This is a genomic window from Polynucleobacter sp. 73C-SIWE (assembly GCF_018882465.1).
Classification (GTDB): domain Bacteria; phylum Pseudomonadota; class Gammaproteobacteria; order Burkholderiales; family Burkholderiaceae; genus Polynucleobacter.
Map to the genome: position 1 here is coordinate 590,585 of NZ_JACVOK010000002.1, position 16,083 is coordinate 606,667.

At 43.0% G+C, this 16,083-nt stretch carries 15 protein-coding genes and 1 tRNA gene; 8 read left to right on the forward strand and 8 right to left on the reverse strand.

Annotation, left to right across the window (positions count from 1 at the left end):
- Positions 1–104: 104 nt before the first annotated feature.
- A complete protein-coding gene (locus tag ICN17_RS09260) occupies positions 105–1,337 on the forward strand; it encodes a patatin-like phospholipase family protein (protein ID WP_216237222.1) in 1,233 nt (410 codons plus the stop codon).
- A gap of 45 nt (positions 1,338–1,382) precedes the next feature.
- Here ICN17_RS09260 and ICN17_RS09265 read toward each other — a convergent pair.
- A tRNA-Ser gene (locus ICN17_RS09265) sits at positions 1,383–1,472 on the reverse strand.
- A gap of 20 nt (positions 1,473–1,492) precedes the next feature.
- Entirely contained in the window at positions 1,493–2,626 is a 1,134-nt protein-coding gene (locus tag ICN17_RS09270) for an NAD(P)/FAD-dependent oxidoreductase (RefSeq protein WP_216237224.1), read from the reverse strand.
- Between the two features lie 100 nt (positions 2,627–2,726).
- On the opposite strand from ICN17_RS09270, the gene pgi reads away from it, so the two are divergent.
- The 5 genes from pgi to nadC are packed head-to-tail and all read left to right on the forward strand — an operon-like array spanning position 2,727 to position 7,907.
- Entirely contained in the window at positions 2,727–4,214 is a 1,488-nt protein-coding gene (gene pgi, locus ICN17_RS09275; protein ID WP_216237225.1) for a glucose-6-phosphate isomerase, read from the forward strand.
- 25 nt (positions 4,215–4,239) lie between these two features.
- The gene (locus ICN17_RS09280) at positions 4,240–4,428 is read left to right on the forward strand and encodes a hypothetical protein (RefSeq protein ID WP_216237227.1); all 189 of its coding nucleotides are present in this window, start codon (positions 4,240–4,242) and stop codon (positions 4,426–4,428) included.
- Positions 4,429–4,431: 3 nt separating this feature from the next.
- A complete protein-coding gene (locus ICN17_RS09285) occupies positions 4,432–5,817 on the forward strand; it encodes a phosphomannomutase/phosphoglucomutase (protein ID WP_216237228.1) in 1,386 nt (461 codons plus the stop codon).
- A gap of 39 nt (positions 5,818–5,856) precedes the next feature.
- Positions 5,857–6,984: a quinolinate synthase NadA gene (nadA, locus tag ICN17_RS09290; protein WP_216237230.1), complete on the forward strand. Its 1,128-nt coding sequence runs from the start codon at positions 5,857–5,859 to the stop codon at positions 6,982–6,984.
- A gap of 50 nt (positions 6,985–7,034) precedes the next feature.
- Positions 7,035–7,907 carry a carboxylating nicotinate-nucleotide diphosphorylase gene (nadC, locus tag ICN17_RS09295; RefSeq protein ID WP_216237232.1) on the forward strand — a complete coding sequence of 291 codons (873 nt, stop codon included), beginning with the start codon at positions 7,035–7,037 and terminating at the stop codon, positions 7,905–7,907.
- 4 nt (positions 7,908–7,911) lie between these two features.
- On the opposite strand, the gene ICN17_RS09300 is transcribed toward nadC, so the two are convergent.
- The 4 genes from ICN17_RS09300 to flhD form a co-directional block, all read right to left on the reverse strand.
- A complete protein-coding gene (locus ICN17_RS09300; protein WP_216237234.1) occupies positions 7,912–9,897 on the reverse strand; it encodes a response regulator in 1,986 nt (661 codons plus the stop codon).
- 45 nt (positions 9,898–9,942) lie between these two features.
- The gene (locus ICN17_RS09305; RefSeq protein ID WP_216237236.1) at positions 9,943–10,269 is read right to left on the reverse strand and encodes a hypothetical protein; all 327 of its coding nucleotides are present in this window, start codon (positions 10,267–10,269) and stop codon (positions 9,943–9,945) included.
- 79 nt (positions 10,270–10,348) lie between these two features.
- Positions 10,349–10,912 carry a flagellar transcriptional regulator FlhC gene (flhC, locus tag ICN17_RS09310; RefSeq protein ID WP_216237238.1) on the reverse strand — a complete coding sequence of 188 codons (564 nt, stop codon included), beginning with the start codon at positions 10,910–10,912 and terminating at the stop codon, positions 10,349–10,351.
- A gap of 17 nt (positions 10,913–10,929) precedes the next feature.
- Positions 10,930–11,262: a flagellar transcriptional regulator FlhD gene (gene flhD, locus ICN17_RS09315; RefSeq protein ID WP_370625974.1), complete on the reverse strand. Its 333-nt coding sequence runs from the start codon at positions 11,260–11,262 to the stop codon at positions 10,930–10,932.
- A gap of 250 nt (positions 11,263–11,512) precedes the next feature.
- Here flhD and ICN17_RS09320 point away from each other — a divergent pair, with 250 nt between their 5' ends.
- Positions 11,513–13,894: a response regulator gene (locus ICN17_RS09320; protein WP_216237240.1), complete on the forward strand. Its 2,382-nt coding sequence runs from the start codon at positions 11,513–11,515 to the stop codon at positions 13,892–13,894.
- 29 nt (positions 13,895–13,923) lie between these two features.
- Here the strand turns inward: ICN17_RS09320 and ICN17_RS09325 are convergent, their stop codons facing one another.
- Both ICN17_RS09325 and ICN17_RS09330 read right to left on the reverse strand, forming a co-directional pair.
- Positions 13,924–14,352: a FlgO family outer membrane protein gene (locus ICN17_RS09325; RefSeq protein WP_216237242.1), complete on the reverse strand. Its 429-nt coding sequence runs from the start codon at positions 14,350–14,352 to the stop codon at positions 13,924–13,926.
- A gap of 160 nt (positions 14,353–14,512) precedes the next feature.
- Positions 14,513–15,121 carry a FlgO family outer membrane protein gene (locus ICN17_RS09330; RefSeq protein ID WP_216237244.1) on the reverse strand — a complete coding sequence of 203 codons (609 nt, stop codon included), beginning with the start codon at positions 15,119–15,121 and terminating at the stop codon, positions 14,513–14,515.
- A gap of 158 nt (positions 15,122–15,279) precedes the next feature.
- Between ICN17_RS09330 and ICN17_RS09335 the strand changes: the two genes are divergently transcribed.
- Positions 15,280–16,035 (forward strand): class I SAM-dependent methyltransferase, encoded by a 756-nt coding sequence (locus ICN17_RS09335; protein WP_216237246.1) that lies wholly within the window; start codon positions 15,280–15,282, stop codon positions 16,033–16,035.
- The last annotated feature ends 48 nt before the right edge of the window (positions 16,036–16,083 follow it).

Below are 16,083 nucleotides of genomic sequence, written 5' to 3' on the forward strand. Positions count from 1 at the left end.
AACGACAGGCTTGATATATAAATAAGTCCATTTTGATGAACCTTATAACACTCTTGAAATAATCAGCAATTACAATAAAGATAATCAATTAATCTAGAAAATATATGCGCTCATCTTCACTTGCAGCAATTCTGTTGCTCTCTCTGATTCTCATAGGGTGCTCTTCTCTAGAGCGTAAGTCTGCCGTTCCTGCTCAAGCGCTTAGTAAGGCTCAAATTGCTGGTTTACCGAGCGTTCGTTATCTAATATCCACCCAGTCCGGCGTGGATGCGATGGTGAAGGACGTGATTCAACTGGAGCAGTCCCGCGGTAATAAAGCCTTTACTGGCGATGCTAACTATTTGGCTCTTTCTGGTGGTGGTGATGATGGTGCTTTCGGTGCTGGTCTTTTATTGGGATGGACTAAGCAAGGATCTAGACCCTCTTTCAATTTAGTGACCGGTATTAGTACGGGCGCTCTCATCGCTCCTTTTGCCTATTTGGGAAAAGAATATGATCCAGCGCTACGGCATGTCTATACCAATATCAAACCTAAGGATATTTTTGTTGAGCGTGGCATTATCTCGGGAATCTTTAGTGATGGCTTAGCTGACTCTACACCCTTATATCAGCTGATCTCCCAGTATGTTGATGCAGACTTCCTTAAGAAAATTTCCTATGAATACAACACCAACGGGCGCTGGCTATTGATTGGCACTACCAATATTGATGCGGGCGTTCCTATAGTTTGGAATATGGGACGTATTGCTAGTGTTGGCACCCCGGAGGCAATCGAACTCTTTCGCCGCATCATGCTTGCTTCTGCATCGATTCCAGGCGCATTTTCACCAGTGATGTTTGATTTCCTGGTAGATGGTATTGCTTTTCAAGAAATGCATGTGGATGGCGGCGCTAGTACACAAGTGTTTTTATATCCTTCTGCAGCAGTGCAAAAGGCTAATGAATTGGGCGTCAAACGACGTAGCAATCGACAGGCTTACATCATCCGCAATTCAAGACTAGATCCACGTTGGAACGAAACGGAGCGACGCACTTTGAGCGTTGCAGGCCGAGCCATCTCTCAACTAATCCAGACACAAGGCATTGGCGACCTCTATCGTATTTATGCCATGACTAAGATGGATCAAGTTGGCTTCAATTTGGCCTATATTGGTTCAGACTTTAATGAAGCACATAAGGAAGAATTCGATACCGACTATATGAATGCTCTCTTTCAATATGGTTATGAGCATGCCTTAAAAGGTTATCAGTGGAGCAAATATCCACCGGGCTTTAATGGAGCATTTGATACTGATGGCGAGAAGATGATTCTCAATAAATCAGGCAATAAGAAGTAAAAGCTCTAAAGAAAAACCCCAGTCAATAAGCTGGGGTTTGTATTTTGGCGGAAGAGGTGAGATTCGAACTCACGGAGGACTTTCATCCTCGCCAGTTTTCAAGACTGGTGCATTCAACCGCTCTGCCACTCTTCCTTTGCGATTTCAGCCCTAGATTATAAGGAACTTTTGATTTGCCCTTCTAAATACCTGGCAATAGCGATACTGGAGGTCAGTCCTGGGGACTCAAAGCCATACAAGTTATAGAGGCCTTGGAGCCCATGGTCCTTCGGAGTGTTAAAGCAGAAATCTCCTGCTGGGCTATTCGGTGGGACGATTTTAGCCCTAACTCCTGAATAATCTGGCTGCAAAGAGTTGTCTCTGAGCTCTGGCCAATAACGACGCACCGCCTCATAAAAGCCCTCACTTCTTTTGGCATCTACGGTGTAATCAATTTGCTCTTCGCCTTCAATCTCAAGCCATTCAACATCGGGTCCAAACTTGGCTTGTCCACCCATATCTAAAGTAAGGTGTACTCCAAGGCCACCAGGTTCTGGAATCGGATAGATCAAATGGCTAAATGGTGATTTGCCAGAAAGAGAAAAGTAATTTCCTTTTGCAAAATAAGCCTTGGGTATCAGCTCCTTACTCAAGCCTTCAATCTTTTGCGCAACTGCAGGAGCACTCATACCAGCGCAATTAATCAGTAACTTGGTTTGCAACTTCATACCATCAAGTCCACCAATTTCTAATTCAAAGCCACCCTCTGCCCCTTGCCCAATGGGCTTTGCGCTCATTAACGGTGAATGGTAAGCAATCATACCGCCTGCATCTTCAAATCCACCTAATAGTGAAAGCATATAGCCATGGCTATCAACAATTCCTGTGCTTGCAGAAAGTATTGCAGCAGAACACTTGAGTTTTGGCTCAAGTTGTTTTGCCTCTGTGCCTGAAATCAACTTAATTTCTGGCACACCATTATTTTGTGCTTTATACAGAATTGCTTGTAGGTCATTGATCTGAGAATCATCGGCAACGATGAGCTTGCCATAGGGCTGAGTTGCCACTTGATGACTGCGGCAATATTCATATAGGAGTCGATTACCTTCTACACATAACTTGGCTTTAAGTGAATCCTTTGGGTAGTAGATGCCAGCATGAATCACTTCACTATTACGAGCGCTACTAATCGTGCCAAAAGAGCCCTCTCTTTCTAGCAGAATCGTTTCACGGCCTTGGAGCGCCATTTCTCGTGCAACAGCTAGGCCAACCACCCCGGCGCCGATCACGACACAGTCAACTTGCTCCATCTATTTGTCCCGCTTTGTATTCATAACTAGGAATATACCGAAATCCTAGCATTTTCAGTGTTTTAGAGGATTTATCGGCCCTTCTTGATAAAATCTAGGAATGTCTTCTAGACCTGAAAATATCGCTACTAGCACTCATACGGCCGTTGATGTGGTGCTTGATACTGCTTATCAAAATATCAGTGGGGCACAGTGGGCAAACCTGTTCTCATTTGCTCGCAAATCCAAGTTAGAAGAGTTCATCGCCGATATGTTTGCTGGCAAACATATCAATCTGAGCGAAGATCGCCCTGCCTTACATTCCGCCTTGCGCAATCTCTCTAAAGTACCAGTGATACTCGATGGCAAAGATGTGATGCCAGCTGTTACAGAAGTATGGCGTCGCATAGAAGCGCTTTGCAATAAATGGGTTGGCGTCACCGATGTCATTCATATTGGCATTGGCGGATCAGACTTTGGTCCCCGCTTAGCGATTGAAGCCCTAGCCCATGTTCCTGGCATTGAGAGCCGTGGCATGCGTATGCACTTCTTAGCCAATATTGATACTGCCGAACTTGCCCGTATTCTGGATCGTGCCCAACCTAATAGTACCCGCGTTGTCATTGTTTCTAAATCGTTCACCACTTTAGAGACCACCATGAATGCCAAAGCTGTTGTGGCTTGGCTTAAGGCAAATGACTGCACCAAAGGTCAAATTGCGAATTCTTTATTTGCTGTAACCGCCAATGTTCCAGCTGCCAGAGAGTTTGACATTGAGGAAGATAATATTTTTCCTTTTTGGGATTGGGTTGGCGGTCGTTATTCAGTTTGGTCTGCTGTTGGTCTCCCAATTGCCCTGCAGTATGGCTTTAAAACCTTTGAAGAATTTTTGGCTGGTGCTCATGCTATGGATTTGCATTTTAAGAATGCGCCCCTTGAGCAAAATCTGCCGGTCATCATGGCGCTTGCCCTCTTGCATCAGCAAGAAACTCTAGGTATTAAGGCATATGCAGCTATCCCCTATGCAGATGCCTTAGATTGGTTTCCAAAATGGTTGCAACAGCTCGATATGGAAAGCAATGGCAAGTCGATCGACCGCGATGGCAGGCCAGTCAAACACTCTTCACCAGTAGTCTTTGGTAGCGCAGGGAGTAATGCACAGCACTCCTACTTCCAGCTCCTTCATCAAGGTAGCGATGTTGTCCCGATTGACTTCATTGCAGTACGCAAACCCATGAGCGATCGTCCAGAGGCTGTTGCACATCACCGTATCTTGCTATCAAACTGCTTGGCCCAAGCACAAGCTTTAGCCCATGGCAAAGCGGCTGATAATCCAAACGATGTTTATCCAGGTAATCGTCCAAGCAACTTGCTCCTTCTGCCAGAGCTCAATGCTTTTTATCTGGGCGCTCTTTTAGCTCTTTATGAAAACCGTGCCGCTAGTCTTGGCACACTATGGAATATCAATAGCTTTGATCAACCTGGGGTTGAGTACGGCAAGGTCCTGGCCAAGCCGATTGAGAAAGCACTTCTTACTGGCTTGCCTATAGAGGCGAATGACAGTATCGATGCTGTTACTGCTGCGCGTATTAATTTATTAAATAGTTAGTTTTTTATTTTAAATTTCGAATCAAATGAAAAATATAAATACTCTATCTAGAGACATTAATATTGAAAATACTTCAGAATCAAGTTTAGCTTTGAAGCTAAATATTGAACAGAAGCTTGCACTATTTGATAAAAATTTTCAAAGCATCGAAGTTATGGCTAGCGCGCCAATCGGTAAAGAATTTTTTAATAAACATTCATCCACCTCGGGATAAATTGTGCAACTTTCTCCATCCATTTTCAAAGCTTATGACATTCGCGGCATTATTGATGAGACTTTAGATCCATCGATTGCCAAATTGATTGGCCAAGCCTTTGGCACCGAAATGCGCGAGCTTGGTGAAGCTGAAATCGTTATCGGTCGAGACGGTCGTTTATCTGGGCCCAGCCTAATTGCGGCCCTTACCGAAGGTCTTTTATCGACCGGCATTAATGTGATCGATTTAGGTATGGTAGCAACACCCATGGTGTACTTTGGCGCCAACCAAGTACTCAATGGCAAAAAGCCCAAGTCTGGGATCATGATTACTGGTAGTCATAACCCGCCAAACTACAACGGCTTCAAAATGGTTTTGGGTGGTGCTGCAATTTACGGTGAGCAGATTCAGGGATTGCGTAAACGCATTGAAGCGAAGAAATTCATTTCTGGACAAGGAAGTCGCTCTACATTTGATATCTTCCCAATGTATCTAGAGCGCATCATTGGTGATGTGAAGTTGGCTCGCCCTCTGAAGATTGCGGTTGATTGTGGCAATGGTGTAGGTGGTGCATTTGCTGGCAAGTTATTTAGAGCTCTAGGCTGTGAAGTTCAAGAACTCTTCTGTGAGGTCGATGGCCGTTTTCCGAATCACCATCCCGATCCTGCGCATATTGAGAACCTACAAGATCTCATTAAGAACTTACAGACTACTGATAATGAATTAGGCCTTGCCTTTGATGGTGATGCTGATCGCTTGGGTGTTGTGACTAAAGACGGTCAAGTGATTTTCCCAGATCGTCAAATGATGCTCTTTGCTAAAGATGTTCTGTCTCGCAATCCTGGTGGGCAGATTATTTATGACGTCAAATGTACTCGCAACTTGGCAACCTGGGTTAAACAATACGGTGGCGAGCCTTTGATGTGGAAGACTGGCCACTCTCTAGTCAAGGCGAAGCTCAAAGAAACTGGTGCACCCCTTGCTGGTGAAATGTCAGGCCATATCTTTTTTAAGGACCGTTGGTTTGGTTTTGATGATGGCTTGTATACTGGCGCACGTCTTTTGGAGATTCTTTCTAAAGAGAAAGATCCAAACAAAACGCTCAATGACTTACCGAATGCTATCTGTACGCCAGAATTACAACTCGCTTGTGCTGAAGGCGAGCCTTTTGCTTTACTGGAAACCATTAAAGCCAATGCCAAGTTCCCTACTGCAGAGTCCATCAACACGATTGACGGTGTGCGCGTGGAATATGCTGATGGCTTTGGGCTTGCTAGACCATCCAATACCACTCCAGTGGTAGTGATGCGCTTTGAAGCAGATAGCGAAGAAGCAATTGCCCGCATTCAAGCTGAATTTAAGGCTGTATTGTTGGCTGCCAAGCCAGATGCGAAGCTGCCGTTTTAACGCTCGCACATAAATATCTACAGTCGATTAAGATTTAGCATGAGCTCGACGCCTAGCAGCCCCATTTCTTTTGATTACCCCCAGCAAGATTCCGCTGGAGTGACCTGCACTGTCCAAGCCTGGGCTAAGACGCCACCACGTCTTCACGGCGGTGAAAAAGCTGCTGTCATTGCCCGTATTAAGCAATTACTCATTGAAAAAGATGCGGCCTTGGTTGCCCACTACTACGTTGATGGTGACATTCAAGATCTAGCCATGGAGACTGGCGGCTTTGTTGCTGACTCATTGGAGATGGCGCGCTTTGGTAAAAATCACCCTGCCAAGAATCTCATTGTCGCTGGTGTGCGCTTCATGGGAGAGTCTGCCAAGATTCTCAGTCCTGAGAAGCGCGTCTTTATGCCCGACTTAGAGGCTACCTGCTCATTAGATTTGGGATGTGATGCGGCTGATTTTGCTAAGTTTCGTTCTTTGCATCCTGATCGTGTTGTAGTGGTCTACGCCAATACTAGCGCCGCAGTAAAAGCACAGGCGGACTGGATGGTCACCAGCTCATGCGCTCTGGCCATCGTGCATCAACTGAAAGTAGAGGGCAAAAAGATTTTGTGGGCACCAGATCGTCACCTGGGTAGATATATTCAAGAGCAGACTGGTGCAGATATGTTGCTGTGGAACGGCGCCTGCATTGTGCATGATGAGTTTAAGGCTGCTGAACTAGAGATTCTGAAGGTTGCCCACCCTAACGCCATGATTTTGGTTCACCCTGAATCACCCCAAGCTGTCGTTGACTTAGCTGATGTTGTCGGCTCAACATCTGCAATGATCAAGGCTGTAGTTGAAGGCTCTGCTAGCGAATATATTGTTGCAACTGATAAAGGCATCTTGCATCGTATGCGCCAGCTAGCACCTGATAAGGTGCTCATTGAGGCACCTACCGCTGGCAATAGCGCCACCTGCAAAAGCTGCGCTCACTGCCCTTGGATGGCTATGAATGGTTTGCACGGTATCTTAGATTGCCTTGAAAATGCCTCTGGTGAAATCTTCATTGATGAGCGGATCCGTGTTGAAGCCCTTACTTGCATCGATCGCATGCTTGACTTCACTAAGAATCACCCCGATCTTCTTGCTAAAGCACAGCATGGTTTTGTGAAGAATATTGGTGCGGCGTAATTTCTACTGTTTATCTTTTGAATTAGTGTTACTAAATACCTTGGCTCCCCATGTTTGAATACAACGAATCTTTAGAGCAAGCACGCCAACGCAATATTCATGATGCACTCATGGAAGATATTGGCAAAGGTGATTGGACTGCTCAGCTGGTTCCAAGCAAACCTGTACAGGCAGAACTGATAGTTCGACAAGAAGCTGTTCTTTGCGGCGTAGATTGGTTCGAAGGAACACTCAAAAGGCTCGATCCAAATGCCAAAGTGACTTGGCACTATATAGAAGGAGACCTAATGAAGCCTGATACCAAGGTCTGCAATATTGAAGCGGACTCTCAGGCCTTGCTATCCGCTGAACGTACCTGCATTAACTTTCTACAAACACTCTCTTGGACCGCAAGCATTACTCGTCAACACGTTGAGGCCATTGCCAACGTGAGCCCCAATCCCAAGGGTTGTGCTGTATTGGATACTCGCAAGACTATTCCTGGTCTACGTCAGGCTCAAAAATATGCAGTACGAGTTGGTGGTGGCCAAAACCAACGTCTTGCTCTTTGGCATGGCATTTTGATTAAAGAAAATCATATTGCTGCTGCTGGTAGTATCACTGCGGCACTAAAAAATGCTGCCGCCCTCAATGCAGGCGTGGATATTCAGATTGAGGTTGAGAACTTTGCTGAATTAGAAGAAGCCCTGGCTGCGGGGGCTAAAAGCATTCTGATTGACAACTTCACTACAGATCAAATGAAACAAGCGGTCAACTTGACTGCAGGCCGCGCATTACTAGAAGCGTCCGGTGGCATTAATTTAGACCAAATGCGTGCTATTGCTGCTACTGGAGTGGATCGCATCTCTCTTGGGAAATTGACCAAGGATGTCTATGCAGTAGATTTCTCCATGAGAATATTACTGCAGCAATCCGATAATTAATGGTTCAAGCCTTTTGAATATGGCGCATTAAGGTTTTAATCATCGTATCTGGATTTAAAGGTTTGGGAAGAAAATCATCCATACCAGAGCTCAATGCCTTAGCAATCTCTTTTTCGGAGACGCCTGCGCTTATACCAATAATTGGTATTGAACTTCCGCCTTCCATTGCGCGAATGCGACTGGTGGTTTCGTAACCATCCAATAGCGGCAATTGAATATCCATCAAGATCGCATCAAATTGATTTTTCCCAAACAAAGTAAGAGCTTCTATACCAGTATTAGCAACTACTACCGTTGCTTTTGCAAAAGCCAGGAATTCAGAAACCACTATTTGATTAATCTGATTATCCTCAACAAGCAGGATATTCTTTCCAGACAAATCTAGTGCAGTGAACTGAGGAGAACTTTTGTCCAGATGAGTAGACTTTGATTCAACATCCGGCAGATTGTTAGACTGCTCAGCAAGGGGGAAGTCTATTGAAAAATAAAACTCGCTTCCCACACCTTCTGAAGATTTAAACAATAATTCCGAATTCATTTGCTGCAAGAGCTCGTTAGAAATGGTCAAACCCAGGCCCGTCCCACCATAACGTCGAGATAAGGAGCTATCCGCCTGGGAAAAGGAAGACATGACATCTTTTTGAGCATGTACGGGTATCCCGACTCCAGTATCTTGAATGAGCAAAAGAGCTCTTACATTATTGGTATCCTGAGACAAAATATTGAGCGAAAAATGAACGACGCCCTTCTCGGTAAACTTGATTGCATTACCCACCAAATTACTGATCACTTGAATCAATCGAAAACGATCTCCCACAACAACCAAGTCTTCATCACCGATGTAATTGCAATTTAATTGGATATTTTTTAGGGTGGCGGCATCAGAAAATAACTTTTTAATATCCTCAACAAGGGAAGATAGCTTAAATTGCCGCATCTCAAGTGTCATGAGACCCGACTCAAGCTTAGAAAAATCTAAAATATCATTTAATACCTTCATGAGAGCAAGAGATGATTCATGAATTGAATTTAAATAACTCTTTGCTTTAGTCGCATCATCCTGCTGTAAGGCAAGTGTTGTCATTCCCAAAATGCCTGTCATTGGCGTTCTCATTTCATGCGACATTTTGGCAATAAATAAAGATCTAGCCTCAAGAGCTAGCCTAGCCTGCTTCTGACCCCAGAGCAGAGAGGCTTCATACTCCTTACGATTAGTAATTTCACGCTGAATAGAAACCCAATGGGTGATCACATTTTCATTATTACGAATTGGAGCAATATCAAGCTCAACCCAGAATTCACTTCCATTCTTTCGGTAATTGAGCACGTCTTTTCTAATAGCTTGTCCATTTTTTAAGGCAAATGTAATTTGCGCAATCGCATTGCGATCAGTCTTTGGACCATGCAACATTTTTGGGGTTTTTCCAAGAATCTCTTCCGCGGCATACCCTGTAAGTGATGTAAATGCTTGATTTACATAAACTACACTCATTTCTGGAATAGCTTTAGCAATAATGATGACATCATTTGCGCGTTGCATTGCTGATTCTGTGAGAGAAATTATCTCTCTCTGGTCGCGAACAATTTCCCTTACAGCATCTACTTTTCTAATTCCAGCACTTCTAGTTTTTGCGATTGTGCGCCTAATATAGGCCAATAAAAACAAGATATATGCCAAGTAAATCAAACCCAACACAATCAACACTGCACTGATCTTTACAGTTGAGTGGGCAATATAAGCCGGTTGCACTACCAAAACTAAAAAGAAAGAAAATAAGATGGAAAAAATTCCAGGCCCATAACCAAAGATGATCGCAATTGCTGGCACCGCTAACACATAGGTAACAAAGTACCGATCACCAAAAGAGGCATCAAAGTAAACCCGGACACCAAAGGCGATCAAAATGATCAGAAATGCCCAAAAATAACTAAAAAAAACGGATCTGCCGTCGTTAACCGTGTTTCTTAGAAATTTAGTGATGTAATCCATAGTGTTCAATAAAGGTGCATACCAGCAATTCACTGGATGACAGTGCTACCAAAGATTGAGCGGCACCAATTGTGACTCTAATTTTAACCGCACCTCTGGGCCCTTTAAAGAGGGATTCACGTGGGTTAGCATGAGATATTCGAAGATATTGATTGTTAATTCTCGTAAATGCGAAGGAGCATGTACTTTCATATCGCGAGAAAAAACTTTCAGAATCTCTTTGGGGTCAACCTTTGAAAGACCCAGATGCACCATTTTATTGGCATCAATGGCAACAATGATGGCCTGGATCATATCGGCGCCACTCAAAAAATTAGTGTTGAATGTGACGCAGATTTTTTTTAAAACTTGCTCATCTTTATCGGAAATCATAAGGGCTAATCTCAGCTTGAACCAAGATTAGACCTTAACACAAAGCTACGAGACCGCCCTGAGGTGAATAGGGTTATTACTAAGCTGCAAGTAAGTATTTCTTATTTTTTTGGTACTTACCAGCCCTAGATGGAACGTGGCATAAATTACACAAGTAATCTTCATGCAAATCATAAACATCAACAATAAATTTACCCTTACAGCAAGAGCAGGCTTCTGTTTTAAGAAGTTTTTGATCTACAAAGCGAATTAATGTCCAAGCACGAATCAAACTCAATACTGGCTCATCACTGATGGGATGGTCATCGGCTTTTTCAATGCTATGGTATTGCTCCAAATACAACTGGTAAGACTTAACCAACCCCTGGATGCCGCTCAGTCCAGCATTAACCTTTAAAAAATTATAAATATTTAAAAATAATGATGAATGGATATTAGGCTGCCAAGTTAGGAACCAATCGGTTGAGAAAGGTAGCATTCCCTTTGGCGGAGATGAGCCCCTCATCTCTTTGTAGAGCTTTGTTAAGCGTTCGCGGGACAAATCTGTTTGAGACTCCAATAACTGCAGTCGAGCGCCCAATTTGATTAACTCAATAGCCAGCTGAAGCTGTTCTGCTTCGTCAATGATACTTTTAACTTTCATCGTTTTCTCTTTTTAGACTAGGCAATAGCCTGGGCTGGCTGACAAGACATCAAAATTGAGCTATGGGCAATAGCCTGGGACTGACCTTTGTGATTGCTGGTCAACATGCCAAGCATCACTGAGTCGTCAAAGCGGAATCTGGTGAGCATCATATTGGCGCTGGCCAATTTGATTAACTGTGAATTGCTCAAGCCGCCAATTAAATCTGCAATATCAGAATTAACGCCGAGTCTAAAGATCGCATGGGCCTTATCAGCTTTGATCATTTGCTGCGCGAGCATCAAATAATTTAAATTCGCATCCCGAATTTCATCTAAGATTGTCTCTTGAAACTTATTGACTATTTCCACTTGCTAGCCTCCATTTATTGAAATTCAAACTATTTGTTGCAGGTAGTCAGTTTGCTATCTTTAAAATTTTTCTAAATAAGACGAATTCGGTACTTTTTGTAAGTAAAAATCTGACATAATCGCCTTAAATAGCAGGTTTTTCACCCTTAAACTAAGCAATTGAGTATTTGCAACCCAGGCAAAATCAGCCAAATGAATGCGTCGAAGGTCAAACTGGGGGTCTTAACCCCTTATATGGATTGATTTAGTAATGGATCAGGAAGTAAATCGCCCTAACCCCCTGCAATCGAGTATCGATAGGCTATCGCAACAACGGGATGCCATCTTTCAAAGTGAGCTGATCGGCATCATTCTCACCCATCGGCAGAACATCGTTTGGGCTAATAGCTATATCCAGAAGGTCATTGGCAAGAATGATGTTGAACTTAGCCAAAACCCGATCAGCAATCTCTTTGCAAGTAAACGAGAATTTTTAAAGATTGCTAAAAACGCTTTAGTTGAGATTAACCGTGCCAATTTATTTCGCGACACAATTAGACTCAAGGACAAAAATAACAATCCTATCTGGCTCAATGTCTCTGGACGACTTTTTGATGAATGTTCACAGGAGGTAGTGTGGATCTTAGTCAATATCACCCCACAAAAAATTGCTGAAGCGAGATTAATTGAGGCAGTTCGCGTAGCTGAGGAGACTAATAGAACAAAATCTCAGCTATTAGCAACCGTATCCCATGAAATACGCACTCCGATGAGTGCCATCATTGGCTTATCAAAGCTAGCTATGCAACATCAGGATCCAGAAACACTGATTAAGTATTTAACTAAGATCAATGAGTCATCCGAATCATTGATCAAAACTCTAGATCACTCACTCGATTTAACCAAAATTGAAAACGGAAGGCTTGACCTAGAATTTAGACCCTTCAAAATTGATGCAGTCATCGCAGATCTTCAAGGGCTGTTCAAAGGTGCCGCAGATACAAAAGGCTTATTGTTTGACTGCACATTAGATACCGCTTCTCCAATGATCTTAAATGGAGATATGCACCGCATACGACAAGTTTTAATTAATCTCATTGGTAATGCAATTAAATTTACGGCTAAGGGTAAAGTTAAGGTCTCAGTGATTTGCCAAAAACTCGATCGAAATCAGGCAAGTGTTCATTTCATTATTGCTGACACCGGGGTCGGAATCAATGAATCCGAAATTAAAGAACTCATTAAGCCCTACAGCCAAGCTAATATTTCCATTGCTCGCATCTATGGTGGATCGGGCCTAGGACTCTTGATTAGCAATCAGATACTAGCTTTAATGGGCTCTCATCTAGTAATCAAAAGCGTGCCCAATTTAGGTTCATCATTTTCATTTACTTTGAATCTGCCTTATCTCACCAATTCAGAGGATCTAACAGAAAATGAGGCCGCTTCAAGCACTGAATCGATCGAATCTCAGCTCGTCGATATGCCCATATTAGTTGTTGAAGACAATCTCGTAGTTCAAGAGATGATTTCTGAATTCCTAAATCTATCTGGTGCACAAGTTGATGTCGCTAATAATGGACTTGAGGCTTTGCAGTTGCTATCCAAAAAGACCTATGCGGCTGTATTGATGGATACCCAAATGCCTGTCATGGATGGTTTAACGACGGCAATTCAAATTCGTAAACATGAACATCTTAAGCATTTACCTATTATTGGTCTTAGTGCCGGCATTAGTCCGAAGGAGCGGGATGCCTGCTTATCCAGTGGTATGAATGATTTCTTATCCAAGCCATTTAAGCCAATGCAGTTGATTGCCAACCTAAAGTCATTGATTGAAAAAACAAAATTTAATCCACTTTTATGTGGCACGAATCTTCTTTTGGTAGATGACAATCTACTCATTCAAGATACCCTCAGGGAGTTTCTAAATCTATCTGGTGCACAAGTCGATGTCGCTAATAATGGGCTTGAGGCTTTGCAGTTGCTATCCAAAAAGACCTATGCGGCTGTATTGATGGATACCCAAATGCCTGTCATGGATGGTTTAACGACGGCAATTCAAATTCGTAAACATGAACATCTTAAGCATTTACCTATTATTGGTCTTAGTGCTGGCATTAGCCCGAAGGAGCGGGATGCCTGCTTATCCAGTGGTATGAATGATTATGTTGCCAAAAATACTGATACCGCAAATTTAATCAATGTCTTAGCAAATACTCTCTCGCAAAACAATGAATCCCGTAGCAGCAAGCCTGTCCAAATCGTTAATCAAATAGAAATTGATTATTCCCAAGCTTTACCTGGCTTTAATCCTAAAGTGATCGCGACCCTCAAACAAAATAAAGTGTTTGAGCGTATCGCTTCGCTTTTTTACCAAGAGACTAGCGATGTCATGAATGAAATAGATCAAATCATTCATAAAAATGATATTCATGCGCTACAGAAAAAGATTCACCATTTCAAGAGTTCTGCAGCAGCCATAGGCGCAGAGGAATTATTTAAAATGACGGTAGACTTTGACCATGCTATCGGAGAAATGGATAGCAGCATTGCACTGAATCAGCAATTAGGCGCAGAAAATGTGCCCTATAAACAATTCAAGAGTGCATTAATCAATGTTCGGCAGCTGATGGGTAGCATCTCATCCTAAACCCCTGAGATAACTGGCTTTAGCTATGGCTAATTTGTTAGATATAGCTTGCCGCCGCTACAGGAGTACTTCAATTCACGCACCACTGCAGATGAAATGATCTGATTGGTAGGATCGATTGCGCGCAAATTGATAATTAATTTACTCTGCAGATCTAAGTAGGTCCCAACAACAACCTGATTGGCTCCTACTTTTTGCTTGTTAGCAAGATCGATGTTTCTGGTGAGTGAGATCACGCCAGAATCACTTAAGCGTATGTCCTTGCCAAATTCCACCTGAATAACCCGCTTGCCCGGGAGGTTTGCCAAATAAGTACGCAACATATCACTCATCACCAGAGAATTTTGCTCAGTCTTTAGAGTGTTGACATTCACAAAATCAGCCACCAGCAGGACACCGTAATAATCATTAGATTTTGGATCAAACTTAGGCAATCCATTGCTCAATTCTGTTGCCATACTTTGCATCAGATTACTCAAATCCGTTGCTTGCAGCTTATCCTCGAAAGTTAAGCATTGGTTATCAACTCGATTTTGCGTACTTGAACAGCCTGATACTAATAAGAGCAGCGCAAGAAGAGGAACGAGTGATTTTCGGAGCATAAACATTATTTTAGAATTACTTTGTCAAACTCAATATAGGCATTACTGCAGGCTGTGCAACTAAAGCATTCATTACTTGGCTCTTAGGGAAAACTACCTGGGCACTAGAGATAACGCTACTACTATGCGCATTAATCAAGCGAACATTCAGAATAATGGAATCTGTTGTTGTTTGGTAGGTACCAGCGATGACTTCAAATGATGGCAATGCACCGGGAAGGCGCTTGGGGTCCCTACTTAAGGCAAACTCCCCACTAGGTCCGATATAGAGATCTCTTGTAAATAAGGGATCCATAATATTCCAGTTGCGTATTTGCAATTCATGCATCAAATTGGCTGATGCCAGCTGGCCAAAAGAGGAGGTTTCATTTAAATCTTGAAGCGAAACAAAATTGGCGATCATCAATTTACTGCTTAGCGGTGACATCACCATGTTTTTTTCAAGCTGCTGAGCAATGGAGATGACGCCATCCTGAAATGATTGGGCAACATAAGGCTTTGGGGGTCCTGAATTGCCAAAATCAAATAGCCAAGCCATCGATTGGCCGCTCATCATCGTTAGGCAAAGCCCAGCCAAAAGATGCAATCTCAAGCGCTTAGCCCTTGATAACCAGTAGTGACTCATTCTAAAACCTCTATTAATTAAGCGCCAAAATCAGCAATAGCCCGGTTTGCCACAATAGCTAGACCGGCTTTACAACACAGTTTCGTTAAACTACTCATCATGTTCAATTACGGCCCAAATTACCATTTCATGAGCGCCGTTACGAGAATATTGTGAATATGCGACTTTCCCCAGCATTCATTGCCTTATTTGTAGGTTGTCTTTCTGCAGGGGCATCCTTCCTTTTGCAGGAAATTTGCTCAAAATACCTCCTTGTAACCCTACCAGAGGTCTTATTTTTAACCACTCAAGGTCTAGTCGCCGCCCTTCTTGCCAGAGCCCTAAAGTTAGCTTTCTGGTGGCAATGGATTCTGTTTATTTTTCCATTGGCGATCTGGCTTGCATTAAAGCTGGATTTAACGCCAGGTTTTTTATTCGGTGGATTTCTGCTTTTTGTTCTGATGTACTGGTCTGTATTTCTCACTCAGGTACCCTACTACCCCTCCGGACAAGGCGCATGCGATGTTGTTGCTAAGCTTATTGACCACAATAAGCAGCTCAAAATCCTTGAAATTGGCAGTGGCCTAGGAGGGTTTAGTACTCAGCTCGCAAAAATCCATCCAAAGTCTTCTTATTTGGGCATAGAAATAGCACCTTTACCCTTCCTAATTAGCCTGCTTCGCTCAAAATACCAAAGGTCTAAAGTGAGTTTTAGGCTCGGGAACTATAAAAAAGTAGATTTTGCCGACTTTGATTTAGTATTTGCCTATCTGTCACCAGCTGCAATGCCAAAATTGTATGAACAATGTAAGGCACAAATGAAGTCAGGCTCGATGTTGGTCAGTCATGAATTTATTGTTCCGGGCGTAAAACCAAGCAATATATTGCAGTCTGACCATGATTCTAAGGTCTCTTATCTCTACCGGATAGCGTGAATGCGTTGAGTTTTCCAAGGAATAATGCCCTAAAGTGAGCTTATTCAT

Excerpts from the sequence above, each read along its gene's own strand:
- ICN17_RS09260 (WP_216237222.1), top strand. The coding sequence starts at position 105 with ATGCGCTCATCTTCACTTGCAGCAATTCTGTTGCTCTCTCTGATTCTC.
- ICN17_RS09270 (WP_216237224.1), bottom strand. The coding sequence starts at position 2,626 with ATGGAGCAAGTTGACTGTGTCGTGATCGGCGCCGGGGTGGTTGGCCTA.
- pgi (WP_216237225.1), top strand. The coding sequence starts at position 2,727 with ATGTCTTCTAGACCTGAAAATATCGCTACTAGCACTCATACGGCCGTT.
- ICN17_RS09280 (WP_216237227.1), top strand. The coding sequence starts at position 4,240 with ATGAAAAATATAAATACTCTATCTAGAGACATTAATATTGAAAATACT.
- nadA (WP_216237230.1), top strand. The coding sequence starts at position 5,857 with ATGAGCTCGACGCCTAGCAGCCCCATTTCTTTTGATTACCCCCAGCAA.
- nadC (WP_216237232.1), top strand. The coding sequence starts at position 7,035 with ATGTTTGAATACAACGAATCTTTAGAGCAAGCACGCCAACGCAATATT.
- ICN17_RS09300 (WP_216237234.1), bottom strand. The coding sequence starts at position 9,897 with ATGGATTACATCACTAAATTTCTAAGAAACACGGTTAACGACGGCAGA.
- ICN17_RS09305 (WP_216237236.1), bottom strand. The coding sequence starts at position 10,269 with ATGATTTCCGATAAAGATGAGCAAGTTTTAAAAAAAATCTGCGTCACA.
- flhC (WP_216237238.1), bottom strand. The coding sequence starts at position 10,912 with ATGAAAGTTAAAAGTATCATTGACGAAGCAGAACAGCTTCAGCTGGCT.
- ICN17_RS09320 (WP_216237240.1), top strand. The coding sequence starts at position 11,513 with ATGGATCAGGAAGTAAATCGCCCTAACCCCCTGCAATCGAGTATCGAT.
- ICN17_RS09325 (WP_216237242.1), bottom strand. The coding sequence starts at position 14,352 with ATGGCAACAGAATTGAGCAATGGATTGCCTAAGTTTGATCCAAAATCT.
- ICN17_RS09330 (WP_216237244.1), bottom strand. The coding sequence starts at position 15,121 with ATGAGTCACTACTGGTTATCAAGGGCTAAGCGCTTGAGATTGCATCTT.
- ICN17_RS09335 (WP_216237246.1), top strand. The coding sequence starts at position 15,280 with ATGCGACTTTCCCCAGCATTCATTGCCTTATTTGTAGGTTGTCTTTCT.